At 57.4% G+C, this 22,095-nt stretch carries 22 protein-coding genes; 7 read left to right on the top strand and 15 right to left on the bottom strand.

Annotated features, from left to right (window positions below; genetic code table 11):
* Window positions 1–42: 42 nt before the first annotated feature.
* The 5 genes from CJU81_RS10670 to CJU81_RS10650 all read right to left on the bottom strand — a co-directional run bounded on the left by CJU81_RS10670 (window position 43) and on the right by CJU81_RS10650 (window position 3,182).
* The gene (locus CJU81_RS10670) at window positions 43–396 is read right to left on the bottom strand and encodes a hypothetical protein (protein WP_095036554.1); all 354 of its coding nucleotides are present in this window, start codon (window positions 394–396) and stop codon (window positions 43–45) included.
* Between the two features lie 81 nt (window positions 397–477).
* Window positions 478–936, bottom strand: coding sequence for a hypothetical protein (locus CJU81_RS10665; protein ID WP_235573378.1), 459 nt, complete (start codon window positions 934–936; stop codon window positions 478–480).
* Window positions 937–1,182: 246 nt separating this feature from the next.
* Complete coding sequence (gene hdeA / locus CJU81_RS10660; protein WP_095029383.1) at window positions 1,183–1,497, bottom strand: acid-activated periplasmic chaperone HdeA; 315 nt, start codon at window positions 1,495–1,497, stop codon at window positions 1,183–1,185.
* A 228-nt stretch (window positions 1,498–1,725) separates the two neighbouring features.
* Window positions 1,726–2,763 carry a zinc-dependent alcohol dehydrogenase family protein gene (locus tag CJU81_RS10655; RefSeq protein ID WP_095036552.1) on the bottom strand — a complete coding sequence of 346 codons (1,038 nt, stop codon included), beginning with the start codon at window positions 2,761–2,763 and terminating at the stop codon, window positions 1,726–1,728.
* Window positions 2,764–2,906: 143 nt separating this feature from the next.
* Window positions 2,907–3,182 (bottom strand): DUF2798 domain-containing protein, encoded by a 276-nt coding sequence (locus tag CJU81_RS10650; protein WP_095036551.1) that lies wholly within the window; start codon window positions 3,180–3,182, stop codon window positions 2,907–2,909.
* A 126-nt stretch (window positions 3,183–3,308) separates the two neighbouring features.
* Between CJU81_RS10650 and CJU81_RS10645 the strand changes: the two genes are divergently transcribed.
* On the top strand, window positions 3,309–4,280 hold the full coding sequence (locus tag CJU81_RS10645) for a LysR family transcriptional regulator (RefSeq protein ID WP_095036550.1): 972 nt from the start codon (window positions 3,309–3,311) through the stop codon (window positions 4,278–4,280).
* Between the two features lie 178 nt (window positions 4,281–4,458).
* Entirely contained in the window at window positions 4,459–4,626 is a 168-nt protein-coding gene (locus CJU81_RS24040; protein WP_176464825.1) for a hypothetical protein, read from the top strand.
* A 491-nt stretch (window positions 4,627–5,117) separates the two neighbouring features.
* On the opposite strand, the gene CJU81_RS10640 is transcribed toward CJU81_RS24040, so the two are convergent.
* Together CJU81_RS10640 and CJU81_RS10635 are read right to left on the bottom strand one after the other, a co-directional pair.
* The gene (locus tag CJU81_RS10640; RefSeq protein WP_095036549.1) at window positions 5,118–5,714 is read right to left on the bottom strand and encodes a DUF6338 family protein; all 597 of its coding nucleotides are present in this window, start codon (window positions 5,712–5,714) and stop codon (window positions 5,118–5,120) included.
* The gene (locus CJU81_RS10635; RefSeq protein ID WP_141232592.1) at window positions 5,711–6,046 is read right to left on the bottom strand and encodes a hypothetical protein; all 336 of its coding nucleotides are present in this window, start codon (window positions 6,044–6,046) and stop codon (window positions 5,711–5,713) included. The genes CJU81_RS10640 and CJU81_RS10635 overlap by 4 nt, the downstream gene beginning before the upstream one ends.
* A gap of 350 nt (window positions 6,047–6,396) precedes the next feature.
* Here CJU81_RS10635 and CJU81_RS10630 point away from each other — a divergent pair, with 350 nt between their 5' ends.
* Together CJU81_RS10630 and CJU81_RS10625 are read left to right on the top strand one after the other, a co-directional pair.
* Window positions 6,397–7,983 carry an ABC-F family ATPase gene (locus CJU81_RS10630; RefSeq protein WP_095036547.1) on the top strand — a complete coding sequence of 529 codons (1,587 nt, stop codon included), beginning with the start codon at window positions 6,397–6,399 and terminating at the stop codon, window positions 7,981–7,983.
* A 172-nt stretch (window positions 7,984–8,155) separates the two neighbouring features.
* On the top strand, window positions 8,156–9,343 hold the full coding sequence (locus CJU81_RS10625) for an MFS transporter (protein WP_095036546.1): 1,188 nt from the start codon (window positions 8,156–8,158) through the stop codon (window positions 9,341–9,343).
* On the opposite strand, the gene CJU81_RS10620 is transcribed toward CJU81_RS10625, so the two are convergent.
* Both CJU81_RS10620 and CJU81_RS10615 read right to left on the bottom strand, forming a co-directional pair.
* Window positions 9,340–10,377 carry an alpha/beta hydrolase family protein gene (locus CJU81_RS10620; RefSeq protein WP_095036545.1) on the bottom strand — a complete coding sequence of 346 codons (1,038 nt, stop codon included), beginning with the start codon at window positions 10,375–10,377 and terminating at the stop codon, window positions 9,340–9,342. The genes CJU81_RS10625 and CJU81_RS10620 overlap by 4 nt on opposite strands.
* Before the next feature lie 138 nt (window positions 10,378–10,515).
* The gene (locus tag CJU81_RS10615) at window positions 10,516–11,127 is read right to left on the bottom strand and encodes an FMN-dependent NADH-azoreductase (RefSeq protein WP_095036544.1); all 612 of its coding nucleotides are present in this window, start codon (window positions 11,125–11,127) and stop codon (window positions 10,516–10,518) included.
* A 126-nt stretch (window positions 11,128–11,253) separates the two neighbouring features.
* On the opposite strand from CJU81_RS10615, the gene CJU81_RS10610 reads away from it, so the two are divergent.
* A complete protein-coding gene (locus CJU81_RS10610) occupies window positions 11,254–12,162 on the top strand; it encodes a LysR substrate-binding domain-containing protein (RefSeq protein WP_095036543.1) in 909 nt (302 codons plus the stop codon).
* Between the two features lie 5 nt (window positions 12,163–12,167).
* On the top strand, window positions 12,168–12,512 hold the full coding sequence (locus CJU81_RS10605; protein WP_095036590.1) for an MmcQ/YjbR family DNA-binding protein: 345 nt from the start codon (window positions 12,168–12,170) through the stop codon (window positions 12,510–12,512).
* Between the two features lie 3 nt (window positions 12,513–12,515).
* Here the strand turns inward: CJU81_RS10605 and CJU81_RS10600 are convergent, their stop codons facing one another.
* Together CJU81_RS10600 and CJU81_RS10595 are read right to left on the bottom strand one after the other, a co-directional pair.
* Window positions 12,516–12,953, bottom strand: a complete 438-nt coding sequence (locus CJU81_RS10600; RefSeq protein ID WP_254924862.1) for a DUF1294 domain-containing protein — start codon at window positions 12,951–12,953, stop codon at window positions 12,516–12,518.
* Window positions 12,954–12,955: 2 nt separating this feature from the next.
* A complete protein-coding gene (locus CJU81_RS10595) occupies window positions 12,956–13,780 on the bottom strand; it encodes an undecaprenyl-diphosphate phosphatase (RefSeq protein ID WP_095029391.1) in 825 nt (274 codons plus the stop codon).
* Between the two features lie 283 nt (window positions 13,781–14,063).
* Here CJU81_RS10595 and CJU81_RS10590 point away from each other — a divergent pair, with 283 nt between their 5' ends.
* Complete coding sequence (locus CJU81_RS10590; protein ID WP_095029392.1) at window positions 14,064–15,698, top strand: methyl-accepting chemotaxis protein; 1,635 nt, start codon at window positions 14,064–14,066, stop codon at window positions 15,696–15,698.
* Window positions 15,699–15,735: 37 nt separating this feature from the next.
* On the opposite strand, the gene CJU81_RS10585 is transcribed toward CJU81_RS10590, so the two are convergent.
* The 4 genes from CJU81_RS10585 to CJU81_RS10570 are packed head-to-tail and all read right to left on the bottom strand — an operon-like array spanning window position 15,736 to window position 22,039.
* Complete coding sequence (locus CJU81_RS10585) at window positions 15,736–17,583, bottom strand: polyurethane esterase (RefSeq protein WP_095036542.1); 1,848 nt, start codon at window positions 17,581–17,583, stop codon at window positions 15,736–15,738.
* Between the two features lie 25 nt (window positions 17,584–17,608).
* Entirely contained in the window at window positions 17,609–18,964 is a 1,356-nt protein-coding gene (locus tag CJU81_RS10580) for a TolC family outer membrane protein (protein WP_095036541.1), read from the bottom strand.
* Window positions 18,965–18,977: 13 nt separating this feature from the next.
* Window positions 18,978–20,288 (bottom strand): HlyD family type I secretion periplasmic adaptor subunit, encoded by a 1,311-nt coding sequence (locus CJU81_RS10575; RefSeq protein ID WP_254924861.1) that lies wholly within the window; start codon window positions 20,286–20,288, stop codon window positions 18,978–18,980.
* 17 nt (window positions 20,289–20,305) lie between these two features.
* The gene (locus CJU81_RS10570; RefSeq protein WP_095036539.1) at window positions 20,306–22,039 is read right to left on the bottom strand and encodes a type I secretion system permease/ATPase; all 1,734 of its coding nucleotides are present in this window, start codon (window positions 22,037–22,039) and stop codon (window positions 20,306–20,308) included.
* Window positions 22,040–22,095: the final 56 nt, after the last annotated feature.

Below are 22,095 nucleotides of genomic sequence, written 5' to 3'. Positions count from 1 at the left end.
GGCCAGCAGGGTTTTTCTCAACATCAGCCATTCCTTGTTCGATTAAGGTTTGTCCCGCGGCTGCAACGATGGTGCAGTCGGTTTGATGGTCGGTGGCACCGGCGGGTTGCGCGGGTAGCCATTACCGATTTTGCCTCTATCAATGCCCGGGGGCTGCACCGCAGGCGCAGTGACCGCGCCGCTTGCTCCAGGCACGGAAGCACCGGTGCCCTGACGGCTATTGGGGTTGATGCGGCGGATGGGATTGCTCGTAGGCGGGGTGTTGGTAATCGGGGTGTTTTGCGCCAACTGCGCAACGTGAGCCGGCGACGGTTGAAAATGAGATTGCGCCTGTATCTGGGTGGCGAGTGCGCCCCCCAGCAGCAGGAATACAAAACTGGCTTTGAAGCTGTTCATCACGCCCTCCGCTTTTGGTCGACCTTAAACCTTTGAGGGCCCTGCGCGTAACAGGTTCGGTTGCAAGGTTAACAAAACGTGTCAGCTATCGGTTTCAGGGCCGATCACAATCACCGTCGAGTCTCGGGCTTGAGCCAGCAGAGCCTCACGGCAGACCTGATAACAATCTTCGATATGACCATTGCCCACCAGTTTCATCACGCCAAAACTGATGGTTGCCGCCACGGCCTGCCCGACAAAAGGCACAAAACGAACCACGGATTTGGTCGCCACTTTGGCGCCCATCTTGCGTACCAGCGACATTACCAGCGTGCGACTGATGAATTTGCCGATCACTTCACTGCCTATGCCACTGACCGCCACCACAATCAGGCGCTTGGAACGTGAGTCCATCTGTTCGATCTGGTGTGGAGTGAGGCCGAATTTGCTGTTGATGGCCGGTAGCATCTCAACCAGCAGTGCTACATCCGTGCCGATATCGAGCCCGGGGATGGGGATCGCAGCCGCACCTGCCGAGACTGCCGAACGCTTGGTGACCATGGACCGGCACTCGTCACGAATGCGGTCAAGCTCAGCTAATGACTTGATTAACATAGGGTTCCCCGACAGATAGAGATAAAAACAGCGTAGTCTACTACGCCCTTCTGACCAGCAAAGCAGGCCTGTCTCTATGTAGAGGGGTTACAGCGCAGGAAATTCACAACCGCGGGGATGTTTTTGACCGCCCGAGGGCCGGGGTTGCCCAAGGGTAGCCTGTACTCTCGTGAAGTACAGGCCTGGCGCGGGTTACACGTCTTTTTTGACTTTTTCCCATTCAGCCTTGAGTTTCGAAACAAAGGATTCTTTTGGGGTTTCCTTGCAGGCCGTCACGACCAGCGGAGTGATTTTGGCGATACCGTCAACATCCAGCACCGCATCTTCAACTTTGCCCTTTTTGTTGATGGCTTCACCCAGGCCCACAGCAGTCGGCTGGAAGCTCTCATCCACCGCCAGGAAGTCCGCGCATGTCCATTTTGCGACGGGCTGTTTGGTTTCAGCCTGCGCCAAGGTTGACAGTGCAGCCAGACCCACAGCGCCCAGTAACAGAATGTGCTTCTTCATATGCAAATATCCCTATTATCAAAGAGTCAGTAACATGTGTTGTGCCGCAAAAAACATAGTAGCTAATGTTCTATCTGTCAAAAAAACAGACCGCTAATTATATTTAAAACCTGATTAAAATCTTGGGCGTTATAGTTAAGCGAGTCTACACAAAACACACTCACCCACACTTCGCCCAGCCTCTTTATTCAGCATTAAATAATCATCAGCCCCGCAAGCTTTGCGGTGTTATTGAGAAAGGATCACTTTCATTGCCTTCTCCTTGGCCGCGTTGCCGAACACCTCATACGCCTGGAGGATGTCTGTGAGTGCAAAGCGGTGAGTGATCAGCTTGCCGGCATCGATTTTTCCTGACTGCACGGTTTTCAGCAGCAAAGGGGTGGTGTTGGTATTGACCAGCCCGGTTGAAATAGTGACGTTCTGGATCCACAGTTTTTCCAGATGCAACTCGACACTTTTACCGTGCACACCGACGTTGGCGATGCTGCCGCCCGGGGCTATGACCGATTGGCACGTGTCAAACGAGGCCGGGATACCCACGGCCTCAATCGCAACATCTACACCGACACCCTGGGTCAGTTCAAAAATTCGTTCAACCGCGTTTTGCGTATTGATATCGATGATATCCGTAGCGCCAAAACGTTTAGCCACTTCAAGCCGGTTAGTGTCTCCATCCACCATGATCAATTGGGCCGGCGAATAGAATTGCGCAGTCAACAGCGCCGCCATACCAACGGGCCCTGCCCCGACGATAACCACACTGTCGCCCGGTTTGACCTTGCCTGCGAGCACGCCAATTTCGAAACCGGTCGGCAAGATGTCACTGAGCATGACCAGGGCTTCTTCATCCGCTCCGGCGGGGACCGGGTACAGGCTGTTATCGGCGTGGGGAATACGTACCAGCTCAGCCTGGGTTCCGTTAATCAGGTGCCCCAGGATCCAGCCTCCGTCAGCACAGTGGGAGTACATCTGACGCCGACAATTGGCGCAACTGCCACATGAGGTGATGCAGGAAATCAGCACATGATCGCCGGGCTTGAAATTGCGCACGGCCGAGCCGACCGCTTCAACCACTCCCACACCTTCATGACCTAAAACCGTACCACGGGTCACTTCAGGTACATCACCCTTGAGAATGTGCAGGTCAGTGCCGCAAATGGTGGTGTGCAGGATGCGCACAATGGCATCGGTCGGCTTGTCGATGACCGGATCGGGAATCTCGGCCCAGGCTTTTTCGCCGGGCCCCTGGTAGGTGAGCGCTTTCATGATGGCCTTCCTTTACCTGATCAAAAATCATCAGCAACTGCCACTCAGGTGCACCCTGCATGGCAGCCCCCAAAATCATTGATGCAGTTAAGCAGCCTTTTTGCCCGGCGCTCTTGCCACAGGTCACAAAAAGCGTTTTCGGACTAACGGTGCGGGTGGACGGTAAAAGACACCAGTTTCACCACAACAGGCCGCACCACCAGGATGCACAGGAACGCCACCGGCATTGCCAATTGATAAGCATGAAGCGCATTGCTTAGGTAAGCATCGTCAATGCCCGAGTTGGCAGCCGTGATTACCAAAGACATTAAAAAGGCCATGATCGTCGACATGTAAAAGGCAAAAACATAAGGCGTGGCACGTGGGGAGAGCTTGATACGTTTCGAAAAAAGTGCGCTGGAGGGAGTTTTGGCGGTCATAAAAGGCCTTTTTGAGCATGTAATAAAGAGATGCCGCACCTTAGCAAGATCAAAAACCGTCAACTAGACGCTTAAGCGCAGTTACTTTATAAAGAAATACTTACGAATAACCTCCAGAGCCCCATGATGAATCTGCTCGCGGCGATTAACAGTTTTATCAAAGTGGTCGAAACGGGCTCCATCGTAGGAGCAGCGAAAAATCTGGGCCTCAGTGCTGCTGCTGTCAGCCAGACCATCAACCGCCTGGAGGAACACCTTGGCGCTCGATTGTTGCAGCGCACCACACGCAGTATGGCGCTGACCGAAAACGGTGCGTTGTACTACGCAAAAGTGCGACGCGTCGCTGCAGACCTTGAATCTGCACATATGGCCATCAGCACTGGCGATACCGAACTGCAAGGGCGCTTGTGCATCGCATCGACTTCAGCGTTCGGTCGGCATGTACTGGCCCCCTTGATTGCCGGCTTTTCGGCACGCCACCCGGGCTTGCGCCTTGAACTGTGCACCACTGACGGCAAAATAAACCATATCCAGGACGGCATTGACCTGAGCCTGCGTATCAAACCGCAACTGGAAGAAGGCATTGTTGCGCGCAAGATTGCTTCAGTGCCTTTTGTGGTGTGCGCCTCTCCTGCCTATCTGGAGCGGGCCGGCATCCCGCGCAGCCCGGAAGACCTGCAACGACATGCCTGCCTGGCCTTTCGCTACCCGCTGGACGGGCGCCTGTTGCGCTGGGGATTTATCCGCGAGGGGCAGCATTACTACGCAGCGCTGAACTTCAGCGCAATCAGTGACGATATCGACGCACTAACCCAAATGGCCATACACGGCGCCGGGATTGCCCGTCTGGCAGAATTCGTGGCGGCGCCCCATGTCGATTCTGGCCAGCTTATTGCGCTGCTCAAGCACAGCCACGAGTCGAGCCAGACCTGCGTCGAGCCACTGGACATTTACGCCTGCGTACAAGACCGCAGCGCCCTGACAGCGAAGGTCAAAGCGTTCATGGATTATTTGACGGAGCATCTGGACAAGAGATGGCCTAATGATGCTATCGTGACAACAGCGGCTAACTTGTACTCGCTTTCAATTACGCACTAAATAAGTGCAAACCTCATTTGAATGAGGAGCGTAATTCAATACACCCGAAACAATTAATATTAGTACGCGCATCAATATAGCTGTGTTCTTTTTCAGAAAAAATACCCTCACATGAGTAGTCCATTTATCCAGGCGTGCTGATACAATCAAAATACAAAATCTTACAAGGACGTAGAAGATGAACACTGCAACTAAGCGCGGCTGGAAATGGGCCTATCGCAAGATGCGCGACCTGCACTGTTCACGCGCATCGGCCAGCTACAGGGCAACCCTGTACTGCCTGCGGGGCGATACGGGCACTTTTGTTTGTGACCTGACGCACAAAAAGATTCGTATTAATCGTTGACAGCTTTCCATTAAATGACAACGACGCCGGACTAACTGAAAGTGCGAACAAACGCACACCTTTTCTCTTGCCTCATCAGCATCCGGCCCACATTCCACCCTCAGTTTTTATCTACCGGCACGACAGTTGTTTACTCCAGTATAAATACTCTCTCGAAACGAAGATAAAATTCATATTACGAGCTAAAGATAGGTCGCACACATTTCAGGACATACCTGAAAGTAAACCGCCAGTGCCTGCCGATTACAGCAAACGACTGCTTATCAAGCGCTCCCCTGCGTGAAACCCGTCACGTTATCCACTGTGTTCGAGCACAGTTGGCAGCCTCATGCCTTTCGACTTACGGTTCTTTCTTCGTTGGCGGTGGCGGTGGCGCTGAAGGAGCCGTGGCAGGTAATACACTCCTGGTTCTCTCACTGTTTACATTAAAACCCTCACTGCCGGCCTGGCGTTCCTGAATCAACCTCCTGATAACTTCTTGAGCATGCATATCATGTCTCCTGGGACTCTAGAAACTCTACCCACTGAACCTCAGAATTAGGGATCAACAGGTGACTGATCCCATGACTCACCATTATTTCATCATCTACAAGCCAACTTGGGAACTCCATCAAAAAATGACCGCCCACCGGTTCCGCTGGCCATGCAAGGGGATAGCCCATCAGCCGACGGCCATCACGCATGTTGAGCACTATCCCGCGATCAGGATACTTGCCAAAAGCATACCGCCACTCACCCACTGAGGCTTTGGAGGTGAACCCCAAACGCCGCGCAATCCTGTACAGCACATCGTGTTGGGTCAAAAAAGCCAAGGCCAGGCCAATGGTCACGGCCATGAGGATGGACCAAGTGGTGCCGATGTTATCCGTCCACTGGCCCAACGAATACCAACGACCGAAAAAACAGAACAACCACTCCAGCCCATCTACAAGCAGTTTGATAACGCCGGTGCAGATCAGCGCCTGGATCACCCTCTCAAACTGATTGGGTTTGGCCGTATCTGACAACCAGTAGAAAATGATTGTAGCGACAAAGCCTGAAAGCAATGCCTGCAGAACAGGCAATATGTCACTGGCGATCTCGTTCATTTATCTCTCTGGTTAGCGCCCACTATTAATGGGCAAGACTTTACCCATGCCGCACTGATATCTGCCAGATACGAACCGCTCAGAACTACCCAATCAGAAATAAACCACGACACAACTATCAATACTCCTACATCCACCTTTCCACCCGCTGGAGCGAGATCGATGAAGAGCCGCGCACCTGCAGGGTATGCAGGTGCGCGGCCGATCGTCAGATTCGTGAGTGGTTGAAAATCAAGCAGGCCCTTGGTGTACTGCTCAATGAACGGACCATGAAAGCGCTGAAAAAAGCCAGGAGCAATGCTGAACACCGCGCCAACCGTCAAATGCAGCACACCCTCTCCCCCTGAGTTTTCCCGCCCGGCAACGGAAATGAGTTCGCTCCTGAGACCAGCGTGTTGCACAAGCACTACAAGCAAGCGCTTATCGCCCTATCGTTACGCGACCGACCCCAGTACAATTGCCGCCATACATACGCGACCCTTTGCCTGATGACGGGAATGAATCCTGCTCTCATCGCAAATCAACTTGGGCATAGCGTGCAAATGCTGCTGTCCACCTATGCCAGATGGATCAATTCTGCCTCTGACTGGAATGAAATATCCAGGCTCGGAATGTCGGAAATGGGTACTAAACAGGTACTGGCGCAACCCTCGTAACTCTAGAAGCCCCGCAGGATACCCCTTTGATCTCCACAGCAAATATCACGATGCAGTTCGGCGCAAAGCCGCTATTCGAGAACGTTTCAGTAAAATTTGGCGCTGGTAACCGTTATGGCCTGATCGGTGCCAACGGTTGCGGCAAGTCCACCTTCATGAAAATCCTCGGTGATGATCTGGAACCGTCCGGCGGCCAGGTCATGCTGGAACCGAACGTGCGTCTGGGTAAGCTGCGCCAGGACCAGTTCGCCTACGAAGAATTCACCGTGATCGATACCGTGATCATGGGTCACGAGGAGCTGTGGAAGGTCAAGGCCGAGCGCGATCGCATCTATTCGCTGCCGGAAATGACTGAAGAAGACGGCATGACCGTTGCAGAACTCGAAACCGAGTTCGCTGAAATGGACGGTTATACAGCCGAATCCCGTGCCGGCGAGTTGCTGCTGGGCCTGGGTATTGGCATCGAACAGCACAACGGTCCGATGAGCGAAGTATCGCCGGGCTGGAAGCTGCGTGTTCTGCTGGCTCAGGCGCTGTTCTCCAATCCTGAAGTACTGCTGCTCGACGAACCAACCAACCACCTGGATATCAACACCATCCGCTGGCTGGAAAACATTCTGACCCAGCGTAACAGCCTGATGATCATCATCTCCCACGACCGTCACTTCCTGAACAGCGTGTGCACTCACATGGCTGACCTGGACTACGGCGAACTGCGTCTGTTCCCGGGTAACTATGACGAGTACATGACTGTCGCTACCCAGTCGCGCGAGCAACTGCTGTCGGAAAACGCCAAGAAGAAAGCGCAGATCAACGAACTGCAAGCGTTCGTCAGCCGCTTCTCGGCCAACGCCTCGAAATCCAAGCAGGCCAGCTCCCGCGCCAAGGCGATCGACAAGATCACCCTGGCCGAGGTCAAGCCTTCGAGCCGTGTCAGCCCGTTCATTCGCTTCGAGCAGAACAAGAAGCTGCACCGTCAGGCTGTGATTGTCGAGCAAATGGCAAAAGGCTTTGATGGCAAGACTCTGTTCAAGGACTTCAGCTTCACCGTTGAAGCCGGCGAGCGCGTTGCGATCATTGGCCCGAACGGTATCGGTAAAACTACCTTGTTGCGCACCCTGGTCAACGAACTGACCCCGGATGCCGGTACGGTGAAGTGGACCGACGCTGCCGAACTGGGCTACTACGCCCAGGACCACGCTCACGACTTCGAAGACGATATGACCCTGTTCGACTGGATGGGCCAGTGGACGCAAGGCGAGCAAATGGTACGTGGCACCCTGGGCCGCATGCTGTTCTCCAACGATGACATCCTCAAGTCGGTAAAAGTCATTTCCGGTGGTGAGCAAGGTCGCATGCTGTTCGGCAAGCTGATCCTGCAAAAGGCCAACGTGCTGGTGATGGACGAACCGACCAACCACTTGGACATGGAATCCATCGAGGCGCTGAACCTGGCACTTGAGAACTACCCGGGTACCCTGGTATTCGTCAGCCATGACCGTGAGTTCGTATCCTCGCTGGCCACTCGTATTATCGAGCTGAGCCCAAGCGGTGTGATCGACTTCAGCGGCACCTACGATGACTACCTGCGCAGCCAGGGCGTGACGTTCTGATTCAGACGCTACTCTGCCGATTGTAACGAAAACCCCGTCCTGGTGACGGGGTTTTTCGTTTCTGGCCTTTTAACAACTGCGAGCAAGCCCAGTAATAACGTTAGCCTGCTTTCTTTTATTCCGGGGCCACGCCATCATGGCGGTTACCGATCGCCAGCCGGACTCCCTGCTAATGCCTGCGCAACACCCCTCCTCCTCGAGCTCCCTGTCGGTCACCCTGCAGATCCTGTCGATCGTGTTCTACACCTTTATTGCCTTTATCTGCATTGGCTTGCCGATAGCTGTATTGCCGGGTTATGTGCACGACCAACTGGGCTTCAGCGCCGTAGTCGCCGGGCTGGCGATTGCCTCGCAATATCTGGCCACCCTGCTGAGCCGCCCGTCAGCCGGTCGTCTGGTCGACAGCATCGGCACCAAGCCTGCCATCGTCTATGGCCTGGCCGGCATCGCCATCAGCGGCGTGCTCACATCCCTGGCCGTTGCGCTACAAGACTGGCCCCTGCTGAGCCTGGGCGTTCTGATTGTCGGCCGGGTATTTCTCGGTATTGCCCAGGGCCTGATCGGTGTCGGCACCATCACCTGGGGCATTGCCCAGGTGGGTTCACAACATACCGCCAGGGCGATTGGCTGGAACGGGATTGCGTCCTACGGCGCGATCGCCATTGGTGCGCCACTGGGCGTGGTGATGGTCGACCGACTGGGCTTCGTCATGCTCGGCGTGACCCTGTTGCTGCTGGCCCTGGCTGCGCTGGGGCTGATTCGCAAAAAACCGGCAATCCCGGCGATAGCCGGCGTGCGTCTGCCCTTTTGGTCGGTATTTGGCCTGATTGCTCCCTATGGCATCAGCCTGACCCTGGCCTCCATTGGTTATGGCACGCTGACCACCTTTATTACCCTGTTTTATATCGACCAGGGCTGGGAAGGCGCGGCGTATTGTCTGTCGGTATTTGGTGTGTGTTTTATCCTGGGCCGCCTGATCTTTACCAACAGCATCAGCCGCTTCGGTGGGTATAACGTGGCGATCGCCTGTATGAGCATCGAAGCGGTGGGCCTGGTCATGCTGTGGCTGGCACCCAGCACGGTATTTGCCCTGGCAGGTGCCGGATTGACCGGATTTGGTCTGTCCCTGGTGTACCCGGCGCTCGGTGTCGAGGCAGTCAAACGAGTTCCTGTTTCCAGCCGCGGCGCAGGGCTAAGTGCCTATGCCGTGTTTTTTGACCTGGCTCTGGCCATTGCCGGCCCGATCATGGGGGCCATTGCTCTGAACCTGGGTTACCCGTGGATTTTCTTCAGCGCTGCAGTGATGTGCTGCATGGGTTTGCTGCTGAGCTTGAGCCTTTCGCGGCGGGCGCGCACCTAGTTGAAATGATCGGCAGTGCGCATGCCGCCCCGGGTTGGGGGTTGCAGCGTCTTGCCGAAAAACCGCCCGGCCTCGTAAATCAGGTCGCGATGGATATCTTCCCGATCGACCCCTTGTGCATCCGTGCATAAACCGGGCATGGCCGCCATTTGCTCATCATTGCATGGGGCCATAAACACAAAGTGCCCGGCCCCCGGTATCACCTTGAACTCGGGCTCCACCGGCAGCTTGCGGGCCAGCGCGTCGGCATTTTTGTCGGGGAATACCAAACTGTCGTTTTCGCCGCTGTACAGCAGTACGGGCACATGCACATCAGCCAGGGTCTGACGACCAAACATCAGGCTCAATGGCGCCATCAGCAGCAGTGCACGTATACGAGGGTCGGCAGCAGGCTCCAGGTCATCACGATCGGCGATCAGCTCACCCTTTGTGGTGCAGGCATCACGGTCTTCAGGGCGCTCCTGACAGTAGCGGCGCAGGCGATCCAGGTCGGGCTGGGCGCCTGCCAGGATCAGCGCGGTTTCGCCGCCGGCCGAATAGCCGATAACCCCCACCTGGTCGTCATGTACATAGGGTGAAAGCTCAGGGTCGGCCAGAGTCGCGCTGATGGCCGCCGATATCTGCATCGGTCGCCCATAAAGGTTGCTCAGGGTGCCCAGGCGGCTGTGATCCTTGTAGTTGTCACCGGGGTGCAGCACCGCCACCACCACAAAGCCCTTGCGCGCCAATGATGTGGCCAGGTCATGCAGCGCCAGTGGCGTGCCGGTATTGCCATGGGACAGCATCAGCAGCGGGTAACGGCCCATGGCGATTTTCGCACCCTCGGTCGCTTCAACCTCATAACTGCCCAATTTGGTCAGCCCTTCAGCCTCTCTGGACGGGTAAAAAGCGATGGCTCGCATGGGCTGATCGTCCAGTGGGTCGAGGAAACTCAGGCGATGAAAACCCACACTCCAGTGATAGCCGGGCTCGGCTTGCACCATGACGGGGCAACCTGCAATCAATAACACCAGTACCGCACACAGACGCATCATGGAGGCTCACCTTCAACGGTGCATTGCTCGACAGCATCACACTCTGCATAACCCGGGCCAGACGCAAAAAACTCCGTACCCTGGCCCTTTTTCAAAAGCCAGAATACAGAGTTTAGACGGTGCAGCGATCCAGATTGCTTACGCTGCGCTGAACAGATCCTGCTTAATGTGTGCGTGCGCGTCGTTCATTGCCTTGCTGCGTACTTCGTCGCCATAACCAAGACCGTGGGCACGTACAAACTCAACGTCGGTGATGCCCATAAAGCCCAGCATCACTTTCAAGTAATCTTCATGCGCTACGCCAGTCGCCTGACCAGCATGCAGGCCGCCGGATGTGGAGACCACAATCACTTTCTTGTTGCCGCACAGGCCTACCGGACCGTTTTCGGTGTAACGGAAGGTCTGGCCGGCTACTGCAATCCGGTCGATCCAGGCCTTGAGCTGGGTCGGGATGGTGAAGTTGTACATCGGGGCCGCAATCACGACTGCATCAGCCGCCAGGAACTGCGCCAGGGTGTCGGCGCTCAACTGGGCTTCATGCTTTTGTGCCGCATCACGCAGCTCCGCCGGGGTACCGGCAGCCACCAGGGTAGCGGCCGAGAAGTGTTCAATGGCTTCAGCGGCCAGGTCACGGTAGCTGACTTCAACCTGAGGATCGGCAGCCTGCCATGCCTTGACCACTTCGCTGCTCAGCTGACGGGAAGCCGAGTTGTCGCCCAGAATGCTCGAATCGATATGCAACAGTTTCATGGTGATCTCCAGATGATGACCGCCTCTGGGCGATCTCGATGGAATGGATACTACCGATGAAAGCAATCGACGATAAGTTAGCCATTATGCGATAGTTCGTTCCACCTGTAGGACAGTGAGCGCATCATGCAAGACCTTAACGACCTTTACTACTTCGCCAAAGTGGTCGAATCCGGTGGTTTTGCCGCTGCCGGGCGACTGCTGGGCATCCCCAAGTCACGCCTTTCGCGACGCGTGGCCGAGCTTGAAGAGCGTCTGGGCGCCCGCTTGCTGCAACGCACCACGCGCCAGTTGAAGCTGACCGCAGTGGGTGAGCGCTACCTGCGCCATTGCCAGGCCATGCTGCTGGAAGCCGAGATGGCCGACGAGGCCGTCGCCAGCATGTCCAGCGAGCCACGCGGCCCCTTGCGCGTGTCGTGCCCTGTGGGGCTGGCCCATGAATTCATGCCCGGGGTGATCAGCTCGTTTTTGCAGGCCTATCCTCTGGTACAGCTGGAGGTCAACCTGCTCAACCGTCGGGTTGATCTGGTTACCGAAGGCATTGATGTAGCCTTGCGGGTGCGCGAGGAAGGCGATGAAGACCCGTCGCTGGTCACGCGGCGCCTGCGTCAGGCCCGGACCGTGATGGTGGCCACTCCCGAATTCGCCAGCAAGTGGCCGGTCGACAGCCCCGACGACCTGAAAAACGTGCCGCTGCTGGGCGCGCTCGAAGCCGATCGCATGGTGCATCTGCGCATGCTCGATGAGCACGGCAAGGCCAGTACTCTGATACTGGAGGCTCGACTGGGCATTGACGACTTTGTCGTGCGCAAAGCCTGCACCCTGTCCGGCCTGGGCTTCACTGTATTGCCCATGATGTATTGCGAGCAGGAACTGCAAGACGGGCAACTGTTGCAGTTATTGCCAAAGTGGACGCTGCCGGGCGGCTGGCTGCATGCCGTTTACCCGCATAGACGCGGCGTGATGCCGGCTGTGCGGGCCTGGATCGACCACTTGGTCGAATCATTCGAAAGCTGTGGAGACAAAGTGTTATGAGCAGCATGACCAAAGAGCAAGTAGCGCAGTTCTGCCGCAGTTTGCCGGGCGTCAAGGAAGAGCTGAAATGGGGGGGTGTGCAGGTTTTTTTCGTCGACCAGAGCAAAATGTTTGCCCTGTTCAACCTTAATCGCGACGGACTCTCGTTCAAGGTCGAGAAAGAACTGTTCCTGGGCTATGTCGACCGTCCGGGCATACGCCCCTCGCCTTATCTGGCGCGGGCGTACTGGATCAACATGCAAGCGCCCTACCCGATGGGGGCTGATGAACTGAAGGATCTGCTGCGCCGTTCCCACCAACTGGTGGTGGGAAAACTGGCGAAAAAGCGTCAGATCGGTTTGCTGCTCTGAGCGTCACAGGTCAACCAGCGTGACTTTCAAGAACAGCACGTCCAGCCATATCACCTGATGCATGGCGACGATCAGCCAGAACCACACCTGATAAGACAGCTTGCGGGTTTTGTGGCGAAACATCTGCTGTGCCAGCAATGCCCCCGGCCAGCCACCCAACAGTTCAACAGCGTGCAACAGTTTCTCCGGCGTGCGCCATTGACCCGCTTTGGCCTGCTGCTTGTCATACCCGTACAGGCCAAATGCCAGAATACTGGCAATGCCATATACCAGTAATGGAAAGCGGCTAACCCCGGTGAGCATTACGCTCACCGAGCCGCCGACGGGCAGTGCACAAAGCACAACCCAGATCAGCAGTTTGACCTTCAGACCACGAATCGGCGCAGATTGCCGGGCAGGTGCTGCGCCTGACTCACGTCGACCCGAGACCTGCTTTCTCACGCTTACGCCTCTGACCAGTTGATCCAGCCAAACTGCCAGGTCGCCAGGATCAGCAGGCCGAACGCAATGCGATACCAGGCAAACGCGGCATAGCTGTGGTTGGAAATAAACTTCAGCAAAGCCCGTACAGCAATCATCGCGAAGATAAACGAGGTCACAAAACCAATCGCGAACACCGGCAGATCGTCAGGCTGGAACAGATGACGGTACTTGTAACCCGAGTACACCGCAGCACCGACCATGGTTGGCATGGCGAGGAAGAACGAAAACTCGGTGGCCGCCTTGCGCGACAGACCAAACAGCAGGCCGCCGATGATGGTCGAGCCCGAGCGCGACGTGCCGGGGATCATCGCCAGGCATTGCGCGAAACCGATTTTTACCGCGTCTTTCCAGGTCATGTCGTCCACGGTCTCGGCACGAATCACATGCTGGCGACGCTCGGCCCACAACATGATCACACCGCCCACCACCAGTGCCGAAGCAACGGTAATCGGGTTGAACAGGTACTCATGAATCACGTCGGCGAAAATCACCCCCAACACCACCGCAGGCATCACCGCGATAATCAGGTTGGTGGTAAAACGGCGCGCTTCAGGTTTGGTGGGCAAACCAACGACAACGTCGATAATCTTGCGGCGAAATTCCCAGACCACAGCCAGAATGGCACCCAGCTGGATGATGATGTTGAACGCCATCGCCCGCTCGCCGCCAAAGTTGAGCAAGTCGGCCACAATAATCTGGTGGCCCGTACTCGAGATCGGCAAAAACTCCGTCAAGCCTTCAACGACGCCAAGTATCAACGCCTGAGCGGCAGTCCAAAGATCCATTATTCCCCCATAAAGCCCTGCCTCATGCAGAGCTGATTAGTCTTGATTAAGGTGTTGCAGCCACGGCCCTGGAGCGGGTCAAAGGTGCGACATGTTCCCCAGAACGCTGTGAAAAAACTGTCAGAAATCAATAAAGATGAAGCTTTGCCAATTTCGGCCGAGATCCTATCAGACACGTTCTACTTTCGCTGCTATGACATGACTTCGGTTTGGTCTGACAGGCAAGTCTGAAAAAAGTTGTTGAGCAAAACACCACAAGAAGAAAAACAAGGAGTGACCCTTTATGAATACCCTGCGCAGGTTGTCCATCAGCCGACGTCTCTGGCTGATCCTGATTGTTGCAATGGCAATGCTGCTGGCGTTGGGTTTATTGATGCTAAAGCAGATACATGACGATTTGTATGAAGGCAAAGCCCAGAAAACCCGGCATGTGGTGCAGGCCGTCAGTGGCGTGCTCAACTACTACCACGGCCTTGAAACCGCAGGCAGCCTGAGCCGTGAAGCCGCGCAACACCAGGCGCTGAGCGTTGTCAGCACACTGCGTTACGACCACGATGACTATTTCTGGATCAATGACCTGCGCCCCTACATGGTCATGCACCCCACCAACCCCAAGCTCGACGGCAAAGACGTATCGGCTATCAAGGACCCGGACGGCTTTGCGATTTTCAGCGAGATGGCCAGCCTGGCCAAAACACGGGGCGCCGGTTTGGTCGACTACCGCTGGCCAAAACCCGGGGCGCAAGAGCCGGTGCAAAAGACCTCCTATGTGCAACTGTTTGAGCCCTGGGGCTGGGTCATTGGCTCGGGTGTGTATATCGACGATATGCAGGCCGAGTTTCGTGCACAAGCCTGGAAGGCCAGTTGGGCCGGTCTTGGCATTGCGCTGATCATGGCCGCGCTAGTCACCCTGATCGCCCGCAGCATCGTGCGACCATTGCAGGAAGCCGTGCAGGCCATGGCCAATATTGCCAGTGGCGAAAGCGACCTGACCCGTAGCCTCGATACTCACGGCCAGGATGAAGTCACCCTGCTGGCCCGGCACTTCAACGGGTTTACGGCCAAGTTGCGCAACGTCATCAGTCATTTGCAGGCCACCGCTACCGCTCTGGAGCAATCCTCGACCGAGATGGGCAACGACGCCAGCGACGCACAGCAACGCAGCCAGCAACAGGCCCTGCAAATGGATCAGGTGGCCACGGCCATCAACGAAGTCACCTATGCCGTGCAGGAGGTGGCCAAAAATGCCGAACATGCTGCCAGTGAAATGCGTGGTGCCCAATCACAGGCCGAGCAAGGCCAGCAGAACATCGACAGCAGCCTGCATCAGATCGGCCAACTGTCCGGCACCATCAACCAGGCGGTCGAGGTGATTCGTTCGCTGGCCACCCAAAGCAGCGAAATTGGCAGTGTGCTTGAAGTGATCCGTTCAATTGCGGAGCAAACCAACCTGCTGGCTCTCAATGCCGCGATTGAAGCGGCCCGGGCGGGCGAGCAAGGTCGCGGTTTTGCCGTGGTGGCCGATGAAGTCAGATTACTGGCCCAGCGCACCCAGAAATCCACCGCCGAAATCCAGACCATGATCGAAGGCCTGCAAAAGCACTCCGAAGCCGCCGTCGATGTGATCGGTAGCAGCAGCCGCGCTTCGCAACTGACCATCGAGCAGGCGACCCAGGCCGGGCAAAGCCTGACCAGCATTGGCCAGGCCCTGACGAACCTCAACGACCTCAATGCCTCCATTGCCAGCGCTACCCTGCAGCAGGCCCATGTGGTGGAAGACATCAACCAGAACGTGACCCGCGCAGCGGGGTTGTCCCAGGGCACGGCGCAGGCGGCCGAACAATCCAGCGCTACCAGTGCCCACCTCAAGGAGCTGAGTGTGCAGCTCAACGGCTTGTTGCGTCAGTTCAAGGTCTGAAAAGTGCGGCAAGCCCCCGGCTTGCCGCTTCCCCTGCTTAAGCAATGACTATGTCGTTACCTGCCAGCGAGGCCAGCCCGACGCCGACCAGCGTGACCGAGTCCTGGCCAAAGCTCAGGACGGTGTCGTGCCCCGACGCACTGGCATGGGCCCGGTAATCGCCGTTGGAGCCACCCTCGACGCCCAGAAACAACAGCGTGTCGGTAGCCTGGTAGCCCAGCAGCGTGTCGTTGCCGAAATGCCCGCTGAAGACAAACGTATTGATCCCGCCTGCCGACTCCAGCAGATCATCGCCAGCGCCGCCGATAAACACATCATTGCCCCTCGATCCGATCAAATGATCATTGCCGCCCTGCCCCAGCAGCCAGCTGCCGTGTTCGCCGGCCTTGAGCGTGCTGTCACCGGCCCCTGCCTTTACCGCCGCCGCGTAATCAATGCGGGCATTGCCGGACCACAGGCCGTCGTCGGCAACCCGGTGCGTCACCGCCTTGCTTGAGCCCAGCCACCCCGGCTCTTGCGTGACCAGCAGGCCGATATCACGGGCGATGGTGATCCCGCCGTGGGCATCACGTACATAGAGAGTGCCCTGGCCGTCATTGACCACGGCTACCCGGTTCAGCGCCTGCTGCAGGTCCAGGGTATTGATGCCCTTGCCCCCCAGAATGATGTTATTGCCGCCACTGTCGCGAAAGGTGTCATTCCCGTCGCGCCCTTCGAGAAAATCGTTGCCCCGCCCGCCCTGGATCAAGTCATTGCCATCGCTGCCAATAATGAAGGTGCTGCCCTTGTGCGGCTCGGCGTTGCGATTGAGATCCTGTACCCAAGTGTTTTCCCGTGCCGGGTTGGACAAGTTGGCGACCACGATGGTCGAGTCCTTGGTGGTCAGGTCATAGAACGCCGAATCAAGGATGCGCGTCATCCCGCTTTCATAGCCATTGGGCAAGTGCGTGATCCAGGTCGAGACATTGGCAATCGAAAAAGGCATGAGGTTCCATGCCGTGGAGGCGTAGTGGTCGTTGAAGCTGACAATGTTGTTGGTGGCCGATGGCTGATGCGCGTCGTGCACCAACAAGGACGACAGATTGAAGTCCGAGCCATCGAGCGCGCGGAATACCGGGTCATTTTCGTAACCGATGTTCAACACACTGGACGTGCTTTCACTCTGCGTGGGCGACGCAAAGGCAATGTAGCGCGCATCACGATAGAACCCTGCCCAATGATCGCTGCTCAAATCGGCCAGGCTATTGACCGCCAGCCCGCCCAGGCTATGGCCGCTGACCAGTACGTCCTGACCACCCAGGCCCCGGGCACTGGCGAACGCAGCGACTTTGCCCAGTAGCGTGTCAAAGGCATTGGCACTGTAGTTACGGGCGTAATCGTCAGGCCCGATGGCCGCCAGCAAATCGCTGATGGCATCGCCGATGGAGTCGGTGATCAGTGACTCCCTTGGCCCGCTGGTGCCACGAAAGCCGATGCCGATGGAAGTCAGCTGGCCATCCGCGTCGTACTTGCCGAGGATCTCCACTTGAGCACTGCCATAGCCTGCCTTTTCACCGAAAAAGGTTCCGCGCTGATCGACTTTGCCCGTGTATCCCAGCTGATCGGCGCTGATGGGGGTCCAGCCGGCCTTTTCGACGGCTTCGCGGGCGAGTTTTTCCGAGTCCGGGTTCCAGGGAATCCCCGGCACGACTCCCTGGGAATCAGTGCCGCCGAGTATGGCCTTGACCAGTGTGGCGGGCAGCCCGACACCCATGCCGTTCTTCTGGTAGCCCACGGCGAATCCGTTATCGAGGTTGTGATAGCTGTAGAGCGTAAGCGCCAATGCATCCGCTACCAGCGCCGCTGACCCCTTTGAACCCACATCCATGTAGTCAAAAATTGCCATGTTGTTGCCCTCTTCGTTGATAAAACTATCGCGCGCCCCCGCGCGGCATAAAGGCTTCGTCGACCCGGGCAAGATCCTGCTCACCCAGAGTACCTGCGTAAAAATGCAACTTTGTCCAGGCCAGTAAATAGTCGTAACGGGCCTGGGCCAGGTCGCGGCGGGTGCTGTACAACTGTTGTTCGGCATTGAGTGCATCGAGATTGACCCGCTCCCCACCGAGGATGCTTTGACGGGTCGAGACCACCAGCGCTTCGGCCGAAATCAGGGCTTTGTGATAGGCGCGCAATTTGCTCTCACCTGACTGGCAGGCATTGAACTGGCGCCGCAGCTCGATCAGGGTTTCGCGAGTCTTGCCCTCCAGCTCGTATTCCACCCGGGCCAGATTGCTGCTGGCCTGACGCACCGACGCCGTCACCCCGCCCCCCGCATACAGCGGCAGGCTGATTTCGATGCCGATGGTGTTGGTGTCATAGCGCTGGTTGTAGGTGTTGCCACTCTCGGATTCCATCTTGCGCACGCTGGCATAGGCATTGAGCTTGGGCAGATGCCCCGCGCGGTTGCGCTCAACTTCATACCTGGCCACCTCCATCGCTTCACGCTGCGATGCCAGCAACGGGTTACGCTCCAGCGCCAACGCGTGCCAGCCCGAAAAGTTCGCCGGCTCCAGCGCCAGTGAGGTGAAGCTGTTGGCCAGCGGAGTCAGCTCATCGATGCTCACCGCTGCCACGCCCATCAATGCACCCAGCTCGCGCAAGGTCGCATCCTGCTCGTCGCGAGCCTGGATTTCTTCGGCGCTGGCCAGCTCGTAACGGGACTCGGCTTCCAGAATGTCGGTGCGCGTACCTTCGCCCTGGCGAAACAGATGCTGGTTCTGACGAAACTGTTGCTCGTAGGCGTTTTTCCTGGCCCGGGCGTTGTCGATCTGATCCTGTGCGAACAGGGCCTGGGTGTAGTGGGTCAGCACCCGCACCAGCAACTCCTGGCTTTTACTGCGAAAGGTCTCGTCGGCAAACAGCGCCTGCGCCACCCCTTTGCGGTAGTTGGCGTATGCCTCGTAATCGAGCAAGGGCTGCTGCACGGTGAGCGTCGAACCATAACTGTTGTAATTGCGGTCTTCGTGGCTGTTGCCGCGATCATTCATATAGGTGGCTTGGGAGTTGTTGCGGCCCTTGTTGTAGTTGTACGAGAGTTTGGGCAGCAGACCGGCACGGCCTATGGCACGGCTCTCCTGGCCCGCATCCCGCTCCTGGATGGCACCGAGGAATTCAGGGTCATTGCGCAGCGCCAGTTCGTAGACCTGGAACGGGCCCAATGCCTGGGCGCTGCCAGCGATGCCTGCCCACAGGTAAAGACCCATGGCCAACCGTGCAGCCGTTCTCATTATTGGCGGCATCCTAGCGCTCACTCAGCGCAGAGCCTGCTCGATCGAGCAGGGGTTTGAACAAGTAGTTGAGCAGCGAGCGCTCGCCCGTACGGACAAACATTTCGGCGGGCATGCCGGGCTTGATCACCAGGCCGTTGAGTTTCTCCAGCGCCTGGTCGCTGACCGAACTGCGCAGCACGTAATACGGCATCCCGGTTTTTTCATCGAGCAACTGATCGGCCGAAACCAGGTTCACCTGCCCCGACACCCGCGGCGTACTGCTTTGGTTGAAGGCAGTGAACAGAATATCAACCGGCAACTGGCTACCCACGCGGTCCACCAGATTCACCGGCAAGCGTCCCTCCACCTCCAGGTGCGTACCCTGGGGCACGATTTCCAGCAAGGTTTCACCCGCGCGCACCACTGCGCCTTCGGTATGCACACTCAGATTGACGGCAATGCCATCGGCCGGCGCCGTGATTTCGCTGTGCAACAGATCAAAGCCGGCTGACGCCAACTGTTGTTCCAGGGTCAGGGTTTTCAGTTGCGCATCGGCCAGTTGGCTGCGCACGTCTTTCTGGTACTCGTCAGTCTGTTGCGCCAGTTTGAGACGTGACTCAAGAATGCCCTGTTCGATACGCCCGCTTTCACCCGCGTTGTGCGCCAGATCCTGCTGCACCTGGGACAATTGCCGCTCGTATTCCATCAGACGGTTACGCGGTATGTAGCCGTTTTCTGCCAGTGGCCGCAGATTGCTCAACTGTTGACGCAAAGACCCGGCCTGGGCCATCAGGTCGCCACGCGCCCTGCGCATGCCACCCAACTGCTGGCTGGCGCCTTCGATACTTGCCCTCAGCGCGGCCTGTTCACGGGCCAGCGCTTCACGTCGACTGCTGAACAACTGTTGCTGACCTTCCATCACCAGGGCCAGACGCGGGTCAGGGTCCCGGGTCAACTGCTCGGCAAAACTTACCCGGGCCAGATTGTCCCGCTCGCTTTGCCAGCGGGACAGGCTGGCCAGGGCCATGCGGTACTGCGCCCGCAACGACTGGACGTCGGCTTCGACCTGGGTCTGGTCAAGCCGAAACAGCGGCTCGCCCTGACGCACGGTCTGGCCTTCGCGCACCAGAATCTGGCTCATCACTCCGCCGCCCAGAGACTGTACCGCCTTGCGCTTGCCCGACACCACCACAGTGCCCGGCACCGCAATGCCTTCGTCCAGCGGAGCAAGACTGGCCCACAAGAAAAAACTGCCGGCACCGACCACTGTCAGCAGCCAGCCTGCGCGGGTGTAATAACCGGCACTGCGTTCGCCCTTGGGGGTTTGATTGTGTTCATTCATGATCGCCGCGTCCTTGCTCATGCGCCTGCACTCTGACGTTGGGTAGCACTCGCTGCCGGCTGTTGCTGGGCGCCAGACAACGCCTTGAGTACCTCTGCACTCGGGCCGAATATCTGACAACGCCCTTCATTGAGGACCAGCAGCTTGTCAGCCTGGGCCAGCGAGGTGGAGCGGTGAGTCACCAGCACGACGGTGCAGCCCTGTGCCTTGAGGTGAGCAATGGCCCGGTTCAATGCCGCATCACCCGGCGCATCGAGGCTGGAGTTGGGTTCATCCAGCACCACCAGTCGCGGGTTGCCATACAACGCACGAGCCAGCGCCACGCGCTGCTTTTGCCCGCCCGACAGGCCGTTGCCCTCGTCACCCAATAGCGTGTCGTAGCCGTGGGCCAGGCGCAGAATCATCTCGTGAACACCGGCTTGCTGGGCTGCAGCCACCACCAGGCGGGCATCGGCGTTGTGAAAACGGGCGATATTGTCGGCAATGCTGCCGCTGAACAGCTCGATATCCTGGGGCAAGTAGCCGATATGCGGGCCCAACTGATCACGGTCCCATTGATGTATGTCCGCACCGTCCAGGCGCACCGTGCCTGCCAGCGTCGGCCACACGCCCACCAGCACCCGCGCCAGGGTCGACTTGCCGGAACCCGACGCCCCCAGCACGCCGAGCACCTCGCCAGGCTCAAGACTGAAGCTGACCTGATGCAAGGTCGGCTGCCTGATGCCTGGCGGCGCGGCGCTGACCTGTTCAAAGCTCACCTGCCCCTTGGGCGCGGGCAAGGCCAGGCGATCTGCGCCCGGTGGATGCTCGCGCAGCAAGCTGTCCAGGCGCTGGTAGGCCAGCCGGGCGGAACTCCATTGCTTCCAGACAGCAATCAACTGATCGATGGGGCTGAGTACACGGCCCATCAAAATCGAACCGGCAATCATCATGCCCGCGCTCATGTCGCCCTGGATAACCAGCAGGGCACCCAGCCCCAACACCAGCGACTGCAGGCACAAGCGCAAGGTTTTGCTCACCGAGCCGATCACCGCGCCGGTGTCGCTGGCCTTGTTTTGCTCGGCCAAAAACCGGGAGTGCAGCTCAAACCAGCGCTTGCGCAATACGCCCAGCATACCCATTGCCTGAATGGTCTCGGCATTGTGCAAATGGCTGGTGGCCAGTTGGCTCGACTGCAGGGAATACTGGCTGGCCCGACGCAAGGCCTGGCGCGTCATGACTTCATTGATCCACGCCAGTGCAATCAACAGCAGCGCCCCTGCCGTCGCCATCAACCCGAGCCACGGGCTGAACATAAAAATCACCGCCAGATACACCGGAAACCAGGGCGCATCGAAGAAGGCAAACAGTGCGGGGCCGGTTACAAACTGGCGGATCAGGGTCAAATCCCCCAGCGCCTGCCCGGCATGGGCCTGGCCGCTGAACAGGTTGCGCTCGAACGCAGCACGGTACACCTGCTGGTTGAACCGGCGCTCCAGTTGGCTGCCGATGCGGATCACAATAAAGCTGCGGACGGTTTCCAGCGTACCGATAAAGATGAAAAAACCCACCACCATCAACGACAACATGGCCAGCGTTGTCGTGTTCTGCGAAGACAACACCCGGTCATAGACCTGCAGCATGTAAATTGACGGCACCAGCATCAATATATTGATCAATGCCGTAAAACAGCCAACGCTGATCAATATTTTTTTATAGTCCGCCAGCGCATGAATCAACGGTGCGACCGTGCTGTTATTCACTCGCCTCATGAATCTTCCTTGATCGATTAAAACTGCATGCACACCTTAAAAAACTGTCAGGCACA

The sequence above is a fragment of the Pseudomonas fragi genome (assembly GCF_002269505.1).
Lineage (GTDB): Bacteria > Pseudomonadota > Gammaproteobacteria > Pseudomonadales > Pseudomonadaceae > Aquipseudomonas > Aquipseudomonas fragi_D.
Note: the sequence above shows the minus strand (reverse complement) of the source record. Positions and strands in the feature narration are given on the sequence as shown.

Coding starts and splice junctions, on each gene's coding strand:
- CJU81_RS10650 (WP_095036551.1), bottom strand. CDS start 3,182: ATGACCGCCAAAACTCCCTCCAGCGCACTTTTTTCGAAACGTATCAAG.
- CJU81_RS10575 (WP_254924861.1), bottom strand. CDS start 20,288: ATGAATGAACACAATCAAACCCCCAAGGGCGAACGCAGTGCCGGTTAT.
- CJU81_RS10615 (WP_095036544.1), bottom strand. CDS start 11,127: ATGAAACTGTTGCATATCGATTCGAGCATTCTGGGCGACAACTCGGCT.
- CJU81_RS10670 (WP_095036554.1), bottom strand. CDS start 396: ATGAACAGCTTCAAAGCCAGTTTTGTATTCCTGCTGCTGGGGGGCGCA.
- CJU81_RS10580 (WP_095036541.1), bottom strand. CDS start 18,964: ATGAGAACGGCTGCACGGTTGGCCATGGGTCTTTACCTGTGGGCAGGC.
- CJU81_RS10595 (WP_095029391.1), bottom strand. CDS start 13,780: ATGGATCTTTGGACTGCCGCTCAGGCGTTGATACTTGGCGTCGTTGAA.
- CJU81_RS10665 (WP_235573378.1), bottom strand. CDS start 936: ATGGTCACCAAGCGTTCGGCAGTCTCGGCAGGTGCGGCTGCGATCCCC.
- CJU81_RS10570 (WP_095036539.1), bottom strand. CDS start 22,039: ATGAGGCGAGTGAATAACAGCACGGTCGCACCGTTGATTCATGCGCTG.
- CJU81_RS10625 (WP_095036546.1), top strand. CDS start 8,156: ATGCCTGCGCAACACCCCTCCTCCTCGAGCTCCCTGTCGGTCACCCTG.
- CJU81_RS10645 (WP_095036550.1), top strand. CDS start 3,309: ATGAATCTGCTCGCGGCGATTAACAGTTTTATCAAAGTGGTCGAAACG.
- CJU81_RS10610 (WP_095036543.1), top strand. CDS start 11,254: ATGCAAGACCTTAACGACCTTTACTACTTCGCCAAAGTGGTCGAATCC.
- CJU81_RS10605 (WP_095036590.1), top strand. CDS start 12,168: ATGACCAAAGAGCAAGTAGCGCAGTTCTGCCGCAGTTTGCCGGGCGTC.
- hdeA (WP_095029383.1), bottom strand. CDS start 1,497: ATGAAGAAGCACATTCTGTTACTGGGCGCTGTGGGTCTGGCTGCACTG.
- CJU81_RS10590 (WP_095029392.1), top strand. CDS start 14,064: ATGAATACCCTGCGCAGGTTGTCCATCAGCCGACGTCTCTGGCTGATC.
- CJU81_RS10640 (WP_095036549.1), bottom strand. CDS start 5,714: ATGAACGAGATCGCCAGTGACATATTGCCTGTTCTGCAGGCATTGCTT.
- CJU81_RS10655 (WP_095036552.1), bottom strand. CDS start 2,763: ATGAAAGCGCTCACCTACCAGGGGCCCGGCGAAAAAGCCTGGGCCGAG.
- CJU81_RS10585 (WP_095036542.1), bottom strand. CDS start 17,583: ATGGCAATTTTTGACTACATGGATGTGGGTTCAAAGGGGTCAGCGGCG.
- CJU81_RS24040 (WP_176464825.1), top strand. CDS start 4,459: ATGAACACTGCAACTAAGCGCGGCTGGAAATGGGCCTATCGCAAGATG.
- CJU81_RS10620 (WP_095036545.1), bottom strand. CDS start 10,377: ATGATGCGTCTGTGTGCGGTACTGGTGTTATTGATTGCAGGTTGCCCC.